The sequence below is a fragment of the Rathayibacter sp. AC451 genome (assembly GCF_979253095.1).
This window is the reverse complement of sequence record NZ_CEEDBD010000001.1, coordinates 903,343-914,846: the sequence shown is the minus strand read 5'-3', so window position 1 is coordinate 914,846 and position 11,504 is coordinate 903,343. Positions and strand designations below refer to the sequence as shown.

The following is an 11,504-nucleotide window of genomic DNA, read 5'->3' as shown; positions in this document are numbered from 1 at the left end:
GGGAGTGCCGCTCCCGGATCGCTCCGAGCGGAACCGCGGGCGATTGCCACTGCGCTCCCGGGTTCGATAGGCTTGACCGTCACGTTTGTGGCGCCGCCGTGCCACGGCGTGCGAAGAGGCTCCGGGTCACGGCCCGGTCGCGTCGGAGCCGCCGCCGGACGACGGCACATCCCCTCATACACCGCGGTGGTCACCACTCGGTCGCGTCGAGAGCCGCGCCGGTGCCCGCCGCCCGATACCCATCCATCCTGGAGCATCCCTTTAATGACAACCGCAACGACCGAAAAGGCAGCCAAGCAGGTCGCGATCAACGACATCGGGTCTGCTGAAGACTTTCTTGCCGCGGTCGAAAAGACTCTGAAGTTCTTCAACGACGGAGACCTCATCGAAGGCACCGTCGTGAAGATCGACCGCGACGAGGTCCTCCTCGACGTCGGCTACAAGACCGAGGGCGTCATCCCCTCGCGCGAACTCTCCATCAAGCACGACGTCGACCCCTCCGAGGTCGTCAACGTGGGCGACAGCGTCGAAGCCCTCGTCCTGCAGAAGGAGGACAAGGAGGGTCGCCTGATCCTCTCGAAGAAGCGTGCGCAGTACGAGCGCGCATGGGGCGACGTCGAGAAGATCAAGGAGTCCGACGGTGTCGTCACCGGTTCGGTCATCGAGGTCGTCAAGGGCGGGCTCATCGTCGACATCGGCCTCCGCGGCTTCCTTCCGGCCTCGCTCATCGAGCTGCGCCGCGTCCGCGACCTCACGCCGTACCTCGGCCAGGAGATCGAGGCGAAGATCCTCGAGCTCGACAAGAACCGCAACAATGTGGTCCTGTCGCGCCGTGCGCTCCTCGAGCAGACGCAGTCCGAGAGCCGCACCACGTTCCTGAACAACCTGCACAAGGGTCAGGTCCGCAAGGGCGTCGTGTCCTCGATCGTCAACTTCGGTGCGTTCGTCGACCTCGGCGGCGTCGACGGTCTCGTCCACGTCTCCGAGCTCTCCTGGAAGCACATCGAGCACGCCTCCGAGGTCGTCGAGGTGGGCCAGGAGGTCACCGTCGAGATCCTCGAGGTCGACCTCGACCGCGAGCGCGTGTCGCTCTCGCTCAAGGCGACCCAGGAGGACCCGTGGCAGGTCTTCGCCCGCACCCACGCGATCGGCCAGGTCGCCCCGGGCAAGGTCACGAAGCTGGTCCCGTTCGGTGCGTTCGTCCGCGTCGCGGACGGCATCGAGGGCCTCGTCCACATCTCCGAGCTGTCGGGCAAGCACGTCGAGCTCGCCGAGCAGGTCGTGTCGGTCGGCGAAGAGGTGTTCGTCAAGGTCATCGACATCGACCTCGACCGCCGTCGCATCTCGCTCTCGCTCAAGCAGGCGAACGAGAACGTCGACCCCGAGGGCACCGAGTTCGACCCGGCGCTCTACGGCATGGCCACCGAGTACGACGACCAGGGGAACTACAAGTACCCCGAGGGCTTCGACCCGGAGACCAACGAGTGGCGCGAGGGCTTCGAGTCGCAGCGCGAGGCCTGGGAGCTCGAGTACGCAGCGGCGCAGGCCCGCTGGGAGGCCCACAAGGCTCAGGTCGCCAAGTCGCAGGAGGAGGCGGCCACCGTCTCCGAGGGCGTCTCGGTCGGCGGCGGCTTCACCAACGAGTCGACCACCGGCGGCACCCTCGCCGATGACGAGTCGCTCGCCGCACTGCGCGAGAAGCTGTCCTCGAACAACTGATCGAGTGCACTCCACGAACGGCCGGTCCCCTCGGGGGCCGGCCGTTCGGCGTTCCCGGGGGCGCTGGGTAGGGTGGCCGCGTGCATCTCGTAGCCCTGACCGGAGGCATCGCCTCGGGGAAGTCGACCGTCGCCCGCCGCCTCGCCGAGCACGGAGCCGTGGTGGTCGACGCCGATCGTCTCGCCCGCGAGGTCGTCGAACCGGGGGAGCCCGCTCTCGAGGCCATCGCCGAGCGGTTCGGGGCACCGATGATCCGTGAGGACGGCACGCTCGACCGCGCGGCCCTCGGAGCGGTGATCTTCTCGGACGCCGCTGCGCGCGCCGATCTGAACGCGATCACCCATCCCGCGGTGACGGAGCGGTCGCAGCGGCTCTTCGCCGAGGCGGGTGCGGCGGACCCGGCGGCGGTCGTCGTCTACGACGTCCCCCTGCTCGCCGAGGGCAGGGGCTCGGCCGAGTTCGACGAGGTCGTCGTCGTGCACGCGCCGCAGCAGACGCGCATCGAGAGGCTGATCGCCCTCAGAGGCCTCAGCGAGACGGAGGCGCGCTCCCGCGTCACCGCTCAGGCGAGCGACGAGGAGCGGCTCGCGTTGGCCGACCGCGTCCTCGACTCGAGCGGATCGCTGGAGCAGACGCTCGCCCGCGCCGACGAGCTGTGGGCGGAGCTGAGCCGGACGCAGTGAGCGTGTCGGCGGGGGAGGCGTTCGCCCGGAGCGCACGCCGCGTCGGGTGTCGGTGGTCGCGGCTACGCTTCGACTCATGGAGCCAACCCGTGCCGTGCACCCGTTCGAGGTCGTCAGCGAATACAAGCCGAGCGGTGACCAGCCCCGCGCCATCGCCGATCTGAGCGCGCGCATCACCGCCGGCGAGACCGACGTGGTCCTCCTCGGCGCCACCGGCACCGGCAAGTCCGCGACCACCGCCTGGCTCGTCGAGGCCGTGCAGCGGCCCACGCTCGTCCTGGCGCACAACAAGACCCTCGCCGCGCAGCTCGCGAACGAGTTCCGCGAGCTCTTCCCGAACAACGCCGTCGAGTACTTCGTGTCGTACTACGACTACTACCAGCCTGAGGCGTACGTCCCGCAGACCGACACCTTCATCGAGAAGGACAGCTCGGTCAACGCCGAGGTCGAGCGCCTGCGCCATTCGACGACGAACTCCCTGCTCAGCCGCCGCGACGTCATCGTCGTCTCCACGGTCTCGTGCATCTACGGCCTCGGTCAGCCCGAGCAGTACCTCGAGGCGATGGTGGCCCTGCAGGTCGGGCAGCGGGTCGACCGCGATCGACTCATCCGCAAGTTCGTGTCGATGCAGTACGCGCGCAACGACGTCGACTTCGCCCGGGGCACCTTCCGCGTCCGCGGCGACACGATCGAGATCATCCCCATGTACGAGGAGCTCGCGATCCGCATCGAGATGTTCGGCGACGAGATCGAGGCGCTCTACACGCTGCACCCGCTGACCGGCGACATCGTGCGCAAGCTCGACTCCGTCTCGGTGTTCCCCGGCTCGCACTACGTCGCCAGTCAGGATGTCATGCACCGGGCGATCGACACCATCCAGCAGGAGCTCGAGGTGCGCCTGTCCGACCTCGAGAAGCAGAACAAGCTCCTCGAGGCGCAGCGCCTGCGGATGCGCACCACCTTCGACCTCGAGATGATGCAGCAGATCGGCTTCTGCTCCGGCATCGAGAACTACTCCCGCCACATCGACGGCCGCCAGTCGGGCGAGGCCCCCCACTGCCTGCTCGACTACTTCCCGGACGACTTCCTCGTCGTCATCGACGAGTCGCACGTCACCGTGCCGCAGATCGGTGCGATGTACGAGGGCGACGCGTCCCGCAAGCGCACGCTCGTCGAGCACGGCTTCCGTCTTCCCTCCGCGATGGACAACCGCCCGCTGAAGTGGGAGGAGTTCAAGGACCGCGTAGGTCAGACCGTCTACCTCTCCGCGACCCCGGGCCGCTACGAGATGGGCATCGCCGACGGCATCGTCGAGCAGATCATCCGCCCCACCGGCCTCATCGATCCCGAGATCGTCGTCAAGCCGACCAAGGGCCAGATCGACGATCTCCTCGAGGAGATCAAGCGCCGCACCGAGCGCGACGAGCGGATCCTGGTCACGACCCTGACCAAGCGGATGGCCGAGGAGCTCACCGACTTCCTCACGGAGGCGGGCGTCCGCGTGCGCTACCTCCACTCCGACGTCGACACGCTCCGCCGAGTCGAGCTGCTGTCCGAGCTCCGCGCCGGCGTCTACGACGTCCTCGTCGGCATCAACCTGCTGCGCGAGGGACTCGACCTCCCCGAGGTCTCGCTGGTCGCGATCCTCGACGCCGACAAGGAGGGCTTCCTCCGCTCGTCCACCTCGCTCATCCAGACCATCGGCCGCGCCGCCCGCAACGTCTCCGGCGAGGTGCACATGTACGCCGACAAGGTGACTGACTCGATGCGGCTCGCGATCGACGAGACCGATCGACGGCGCGAGAAGCAGGTGGCGTACAACCTCGAGCACGGGATCGACCCGACCCCGCTGCGCAAGAAGATCGCCGACATCACCGAGGTCCTCGCCCGCGAGGGCGCCGACACGGCGAAGCTGCTCGCGGGCCGCGACGCGAAGAAGAAGAGCCCCACCCCCAACCTGCGCCGCCAGGGTCTCGCCGCCAACGGCGGCAACGACCTCGAGGCGATCATCGGCGACCTCAACGGTCAGATGCTGCAGGCGGCGGGCGAGCTGAAGTTCGAGCTCGCGGCGCGCCTGCGCGACGAGGTGTCGGAGCTCAAGCGCGAGCTGCGGCAGATGGAGAAGGCCGGTCACCTGACCTGATCCGCAAGCTCGGAGGGGGCGGATCAGCGCCCAGCGAACGCCAGCCGGCGATGTCGGTGGCTCCGCATACACTTTCGAGGTGTCGATCTCGAACGCTGTCAAAGACCCTGCTCCCGCTCCCTCCGAGCACTCCCACCACCCCCATCGGTTCGTCTCCCAGCTGGACGACTCCGTCTCGAAGCTGGTGGTCAGCGGCGCCCGGGTGCACAACCTGCAGGACGTCGACCTCGAGATCCCGCGCGATTCGATGGTGGTCTTCACGGGCCTGTCCGGGTCCGGCAAGTCCTCGCTCGCGTTCGACACGATCTTCGCGGAGGGGCAGCGCCGCTACGTCGAGTCGCTCTCCGCGTACGCGCGTCAGTTCCTGGGTCAGGTCGACCGACCGGACGTCGACTTCATCGAGGGCCTCAGCCCGGCGGTGTCGATCGACCAGAAGTCGACGAACCGCAACCCGCGCTCGACGGTCGGCACGATCACCGAGATCTTCGACTACATGCGCTTGCTCTGGGCGCGCATCGGAGTTCCGCACTGCCCCGTCTGCGGCGAGAAGATCTCGGCGCAGACCGTCCAGCAGATCGCCGATCAGCTCATGGAGCTCGACGAGGGCACGCGGTACCAGATCCTGAGTCCCGTCGTCTCGCAGAAGAAGGGCGAGTTCGTCGACCTCTTCAAGGAGCTCACCGCGGGCGGCTACTCGCGCGCCATGGTCGACGGCAAGCTGATCCAGCTCAGTGATCCGCCGACGCTCAAGAAGCAGTTCAAGCACGACATCTCGGTCGTGGTCGACCGCCTCGTCGCCGGCCCCGACATCCTCGGGCGCCTCACCGACTCGCTCGAGACCGCGCTGCGCCTCACCGACGGCATCGTGCAGATCAACTTCGTCGACGGCGAGGGCGACGGCGCGTGGACCACCTACTCCGAGAAGCTGTCCTGCCCCAACAACCACCCGATCTCTCTCACCGAGATCGAGCCGCGCACCTTCTCGTTCAACGCGCCCTTCGGCGCCTGCCCCGAGTGCTCCGGCCTCGGCACCCGCATGTCCGTCGACGACGAGCTCCTGCTCGGCGACCCCGACCTCAGCATCGCCGAGGGCGTCATCATCCCCTGGACCACGCAGGGCAAGGGCCTCTTCCAGTACTACGAGAAGCTGCTCGACGGCCTCTCGCGCGATCTCGGGTTCTCGCTGTCCACCCCGTGGAAGCGACTGAGCTCCGAGGTGCAGCAGGCCGTCCTGCACGGCGACAACTTCGAGGTCAAGGTCAAGTGGAAGAACCGCTACGGCCGTGAGATGAGCTACACGTCGGGCTTCGAGGGCGTGGTGCCCTACATCGAGCGGCAGTACGTGCAGGCCGAGACCGACGTCCAGCGCTCGCGCTGGGCCGAGTTCCTCCGCGAGGTCGCGTGCCCGGTCTGCAAGGGCACGCGCCTGAAGCCCGAGGTCCTCGCGGTCCTCGTGCACGGAGCGAGCATCGCCGATGTCGCCGACCTGAGCCTCGGCGACGCCCAGGAGTTCATGGGCCGGCTCGAGCTGACCGACCGCGAGGCGCACATCGCCGCACAGGTGCTCCGCGAGATCAAGGCCCGCCTCGACTTCCTGATCGAGGTCGGTCTCAACTACCTCAACCTCTCGCGGGCCGCGGGATCGCTCTCGGGCGGTGAGGCGCAGCGCATCCGCCTGGCCACGCAGATCGGGTCCGGCCTGACCGGCGTGCTCTACGTGCTCGACGAGCCGAGCATCGGCCTGCACCAGCGCGACAACCGCCGCCTCATCGACACCCTCATCAAGCTGCGCGACCTGGGCAACACGCTCATCGTCGTCGAGCACGACGAGGACACCATCCGCACCGCCGATTGGATCGTCGACATCGGACCGGGCGCGGGCGTCAACGGCGGCAAGGTCGTGCACTCGGGCTCCTACGCCGAGCTGCTCCAGAACACGCACTCCCTCACGGGCGACTACGTCTCCGGACGCAAGTCGATCGAGGTGCCGGAGAAGCGCCGGAAGATCGACCGCAAGCGCGTCATCAAGGTGGTCGGGGCGTCGGCGAACAATCTGCAGAAGGTCGACGTCGAGTTCCCCCTCGGCGCGTTCGTCGCGGTCACGGGAGTCTCGGGCTCCGGCAAGAGCACGCTCGTGAACGACATCCTCTACCGGGTGCTCGCCAACCAGCTCAACGGCGCCCGCAAGGTTCCGGGCAAGCACACCCGCGTCACCGGTCTCGAGAACCTCGACAAGGTGGTGCACGTCGACCAGAACCCGATCGGCCGCACCCCGCGCTCCAACCCGGCGACCTACACGGGCGTCTTCGACCGCATCCGCAACCTCTTCGCCGAGACGACCGAGGCGAAGGCCCGCGGATACCTGCCGGGCCGGTTCAGCTTCAACGTTAAGGGCGGCCGCTGCGAGGCGTGCTCGGGAGACGGCACGATCAAGATCGAGATGAACTTCCTGCCCGACGTCTACGTCTCCTGCGAGGTGTGCGGGGGAGCGCGGTACAACCGCGACACCCTCACGGTGCACTACAAGGGCAAGAGCATCGCCGAGGTCCTCGACATGCCGATCGCCGAGGCGGCCGAGTTCTTCGAGCCGATCACGGCGATCCACCGCTTCCTGAAGACCCTCGTCGACGTCGGCCTCGGCTACGTCCGGCTCGGGCAGAGCGCCACCACGCTCTCGGGCGGGGAGGCGCAGCGCGTCAAGCTCGCCACCGAGCTGCAGCGCCGCTCCAACGGGCGGAGCGTCTACGTGCTCGACGAGCCGACCACCGGTCTGCACTTCGAGGACGTCCGCAAGCTCCTGCTCGTGCTCAACGGCCTGGTCGACAAGGGCAACACGGTCATCACCATCGAGCACAACCTCGACGTCATCAAGTCGGCCGACTGGCTGATCGACATGGGACCCGAGGGCGGTGCCGGCGGCGGCCAGGTCGTCGCGATCGGCACCCCCGAGAAGGTCGCGAAGGTGCCCGAGAGCCACACCGGCTCGTTCCTCGCCGAGATCCTCGAGTGACCGGCGCGGACGGACAGACCGAGGCATGACGCAGACCGTCGACTACCGGCCCAAGGCCGGCGAGATCCCGACCCTCCCGGGCGTCTACCGCTTCAAGGACGCCCGGGGCCGGGTCCTCTACGTGGGCAAGGCCAAGAACCTCCGAGCCCGGCTGAGCAACTACTTCGCCCCCCTGCCGAGCCTGCACGAGCGCACCCGGCGGATGGTGCTCTCGGCGTCCGGGGTCGAGTGGACCGTCGTCGGCACCGACGTCGAGGCCCTGCAGCTCGAGTTCACCTGGATCAACGAGTTCGACCCGCCCTTCAACGTCAAGTTCCGGGACGACAAGTCGTACCCGTACATGGCGGTGACCCTGGGCGACGAGGCGCCGCGGGTGATGGTGACCCGCAACTCCAAGATCCGCGGGGCGCGCTACTTCGGCCCGTACCCCAAGATCTGGGCGATCCACGAGACCATCGATCTGATGATCAAGGCCTTCCCGATCAGGACCTGCAACGACTCGAACTACAAGCGCGCGATGCAGAGCGGCAAGCCCTGCTTCGCCTCGCAGATCGGGCGCTGCGGCGGACCCTGCTCGCACCGGGTCACGTTCGCCGAGCACCGCGCGATGGTCGACCGCTTCGTGGCGTTCATGGGCAGCCACGACCGCCGGATGATCGGCGAGCTCGAGAAGGAGATGCGCGAGGCGGCCGCCGACTTCCAGTACGAGCGTGCGGCGAAGCTCCGCGACCAGGCGTCTGCACTGGACGCCGTGCTCGCGAAGAGCGCGGTCGTCCTCAAGGACAACGTCGACGTCGACCTCTACGCGATCGTCCACGACGAGCTCGCCGCCTCGGTGCAGCAGTTCCGAGTCCGCGGAGGCCGCATCCGCGGCGAGCGCGGCTGGGTCGTCGACAAGGAGCTCGACATGACGACCGCGGAGCTCGTCGACACGGCGCTCCAGGCGGCGTACGAGACGGGCGACATCCCACCGCGGGAGGTCGTCGTGCCCGAGCTGCCCGAGGACTCGGAGGCGCTCGAGGAGTGGCTGAGCGGGCTGCGCGGCGCGAACGTGCGCCTGCGCGCAGCCCAGCGCGGAGACAAGGCCGCGTTGCTCGAGACCGCCACCCAGAACGCCGGCCACTCGCTCATGCTCTACAAGACCCGCCGCTCCGCCGACTTCACCGCGCGCACGCAGGCCCTGGAGGACATCCGCGACGCGCTCGGCATGGAGGAGGCGCCGCTGCGGATGGAGTGCTACGACGTCTCCCACCTCAGCGGCACGAACATCGTCGCGTCGATGGTCGTCTTCGAGGACGGCCTGGCGCGCAAGGACCAGTACCGCCGTTTCTCCATCGCCGACTCCACCGACGACACCGAGTCGCTGCACCAGGTGCTGACCCGCCGGCTCGCCTATCTGAAGGAGCCGGTGGAGGCCGCGGCGATCGATCCTGAGACGGGGGAGGCCAAGCGCCGCAAGTTCTCCTACCCGCCGAACCTCCTGATCGTCGACGGCGGCCAGCCGCAGGTCGCCGCGGCGCAGCGGGCGCTCGACGAATCCGGAGTCACCGGCATCACGCTCTGCGGCATCGCGAAGCGGCTCGAGGAGATCTGGCTGCCCGACTCGGACTTCCCGGTGATCCTGCCGCGCAACAGCGATGCGCTGTTCCTCTTCCAGAGGATCCGCGACGAGGCGCACAGGTTCGCCATCACGCACCAGCGGCAGCGCCGCAAGCGCGACATCTCCTCCCAGCTGAGCGAGGTCCCCGGCCTCGGCGGCACCCGCGTCCGCGACCTGCTGAAGCACTTCGGCTCGGTCGCGCGGCTGCGTGAGGCGAGCGACGCCGAGATCGCCGAGGTGAAGGGCATCGGCCCGACTCTGGCGGCGGCGATCCACACTCACCTGCACCCCTGACGGGCGGCCTCGCAGGAGGCACGCCCTAGGCTGGAGACCAGGGCGCGCCCCGATCGAGGGCCCGAGATTCCACACACGAGCACGGAGACCGCATGAGCACGGAGAGCGAGCAGCAGGACGTGCTGATCGTCACGGGGATGTCCGGCGCAGGCCGGTCGACCGCCGCGAACGCCCTGGAGGACCTGGGCTGGTACGTCGTCGACAATCTCCCGCCGCAGATGCTGCGGCCGCTCGTCGATCTGGCGCAGCGCGCGGGGGACACCCTGCCCAAGATCGCCGCCGTCGTGGACGTCCGCGGTCGCGACTTCTTCGCCGACCTCGGCGAGATCGTCCGCGAGCTGCGCGCGGGGGTCGACCTCCGGGTCGTCTTCCTCGAGGCCACCGACGCAGCCCTCGTGCGCCGGTTCGAGCAGGTGCGGCGCCCCCACCCCCTCCAGGGTCGCGGGACCCTCCTCGACGGCATCACGGCCGAGCGGACCCGCCTCGCTCAGCTGCGTGAATCGGCCGACATCGTCATCGACACCTCGGACCTCAACATCCACCAGCTGGCGACCTCGATCACCGAGCGCTTCGCGGAGGCGGGTCGCGCGGGGCTGCAGGTCACCGTCATGAGCTTCGGCTTCAAGTACGGCCTGCCGACCGATGCCGACATGGTCGCCGACGCGCGCTTCCTCCCCAATCCCTACTGGATCCCCGAGCTCCGCCCGCACACCGGCCTCGACGAAGAGGTGAGAGAATACGTGCTGGCCCAGCAGGGTGCGGAGGAGTTCATCGACTCCTACTCGCGAGCACTCCGCCCGGTGCTCGACGGCTACCAGCGCGAGAACAAGCGCCACGCGACCATCGCCGTCGGATGCACGGGAGGGAAGCACCGCTCGGTCGCCGTCGCCGGCCGCATCGCGGCCCGGCTGGCCGAGCTCCCGGGAGTCGCCGTCAACGTGGCGCACCGCGACCTCGGCCGAGAATGATCCCCGCGCGCTCCGCCGCGCACCCGACGTAAGGAAGACTCCGTGGCCCTCACCGCAGACGTCAAGGGCGAACTGGTCGCGATCGTCTCGCGCAAGAACACCGTCCGCGCCGCTGAACTGGCGACCGTCCTCCGCTTCTCCGGCGGACTGCACATCATCTCGAACCGGCTCGCCGTGGAGGTCGAGCTCGACTCGGCTCCGCTCGCGACCCGGGTCCGCCGCGACCTCGCCGAGCTCTACGGCGTCCGCAGCGAGGGGAGCATCGTCTCGGCGGGCGGCTCCCGCCGCACGACCAGCTGGCTCGTCCGCGTGGTCGAGGGCGGCGACACCCTCGCGCGCCAGACCGGCCTCCTCGACCAGCGCGGCCGTCCCGTCCGCGGCCTGCCCAACCGCCTGACCACCGGCTCCCGAGAGGAGCTGGCGGCCGTCTGGCGCGGGGCCTTCCTGGCGCAGGGTTCGCTGACCGACCCCGGCCGCTCGGCGGCGCTCGAGATCATCTGCCCCGGGAACGAGGCGGCGATGGCGATCGTCGGAGCGGCGGGCCGCCTCGGGGTGCAGGCCAAGTCGCGCGAGGTGCGCGGCGTCCACAGGGTCGTCGTCCGCGACGGCGAGAGCATCAGCGCCATGCTCACGCTCATGGGCGCGACGGCGACCGTCGCGAGCTGGGAGGAGCTGCGCCAGCGCCGCGAGGTCCGGGCGACGGCGAACCGCCTCGTCAACTTCGACGACGCGAACCTCCGCCGCTCCGCTCAGGCCGCCGTCGCCGCCTGCGCCCGGGTCGAGCGCGCGATGGAGATCCTCGGCGACGACATCCCCGAGCACCTGCGCTACGCGGGTCGGCTGCGCCTGTCGCACCGCGACGCGAGCCTGGACGAGCTGGGACACCACGCCGACCCGCCGATGACGAAGGACGCCGTGGCGGGACGCATCCGCCGTCTGCTCGCGATGGCCGACAAGCGCGCCTCCGAGCTCGACATCCCGGGCACCGACGCCAACCTCCCGCCGGAGCTCCAGGACCTCTGACCCGCGGATCCGCGGTCCTCCCGGTCGTGCGAACGCTGAGTGTCTGCTGGTTGAACGGCGGAGG

At 69.0% G+C, this 11,504-nt stretch carries 7 protein-coding genes; all 7 read left to right on the top strand.

Annotation, left to right across the window (positions count from 1 at the left end):
• Positions 1 to 264 precede the first annotated feature (264 nt).
• The 7 genes from rpsA to whiA all read left to right on the top strand — a co-directional run bounded on the left by rpsA (position 265) and on the right by whiA (position 11,440).
• On the top strand, positions 265 to 1,719 hold the full coding sequence (gene rpsA / locus AC0CID_RS04320; RefSeq protein ID WP_207402627.1) for a 30S ribosomal protein S1: 1,455 nt from the start codon (positions 265 to 267) through the stop codon (positions 1,717 to 1,719).
• 80 nt (positions 1,720 to 1,799) lie between these two features.
• Positions 1,800 to 2,402 (top strand): dephospho-CoA kinase, encoded by a 603-nt coding sequence (gene coaE / locus AC0CID_RS04315; RefSeq protein ID WP_465225889.1) that lies wholly within the window; start codon positions 1,800 to 1,802, stop codon positions 2,400 to 2,402.
• Between the two features lie 76 nt (positions 2,403 to 2,478).
• Positions 2,479 to 4,545 carry an excinuclease ABC subunit UvrB gene (uvrB, locus tag AC0CID_RS04310; protein WP_207402625.1) on the top strand — a complete coding sequence of 689 codons (2,067 nt, stop codon included), beginning with the start codon at positions 2,479 to 2,481 and terminating at the stop codon, positions 4,543 to 4,545.
• Between the two features lie 160 nt (positions 4,546 to 4,705).
• Positions 4,706 to 7,555, top strand: coding sequence for an excinuclease ABC subunit UvrA (gene uvrA, locus AC0CID_RS04305; RefSeq protein WP_465228045.1), 2,850 nt, complete (start codon positions 4,706 to 4,708; stop codon positions 7,553 to 7,555).
• Positions 7,556 to 7,580: 25 nt separating this feature from the next.
• Positions 7,581 to 9,449 carry an excinuclease ABC subunit UvrC gene (gene uvrC, locus AC0CID_RS04300; protein WP_465225888.1) on the top strand — a complete coding sequence of 623 codons (1,869 nt, stop codon included), beginning with the start codon at positions 7,581 to 7,583 and terminating at the stop codon, positions 9,447 to 9,449.
• A gap of 92 nt (positions 9,450 to 9,541) precedes the next feature.
• Positions 9,542 to 10,417, top strand: coding sequence for an RNase adapter RapZ (gene rapZ, locus AC0CID_RS04295; RefSeq protein WP_207402623.1), 876 nt, complete (start codon positions 9,542 to 9,544; stop codon positions 10,415 to 10,417).
• A gap of 42 nt (positions 10,418 to 10,459) precedes the next feature.
• Positions 10,460 to 11,440 (top strand): DNA-binding protein WhiA, encoded by a 981-nt coding sequence (gene whiA, locus AC0CID_RS04290; RefSeq protein WP_207402622.1) that lies wholly within the window; start codon positions 10,460 to 10,462, stop codon positions 11,438 to 11,440.
• Positions 11,441 to 11,504 lie beyond the last annotated feature (64 nt).

Excerpts from the sequence above, each read along its gene's own strand:
- rpsA (WP_207402627.1), top strand. The coding sequence starts at position 265 with ATGACAACCGCAACGACCGAAAAGGCAGCCAAGCAGGTCGCGATCAAC.
- uvrB (WP_207402625.1), top strand. The coding sequence starts at position 2,479 with ATGGAGCCAACCCGTGCCGTGCACCCGTTCGAGGTCGTCAGCGAATAC.
- uvrC (WP_465225888.1), top strand. The coding sequence starts at position 7,581 with ATGACGCAGACCGTCGACTACCGGCCCAAGGCCGGCGAGATCCCGACC.
- rapZ (WP_207402623.1), top strand. The coding sequence starts at position 9,542 with ATGAGCACGGAGAGCGAGCAGCAGGACGTGCTGATCGTCACGGGGATG.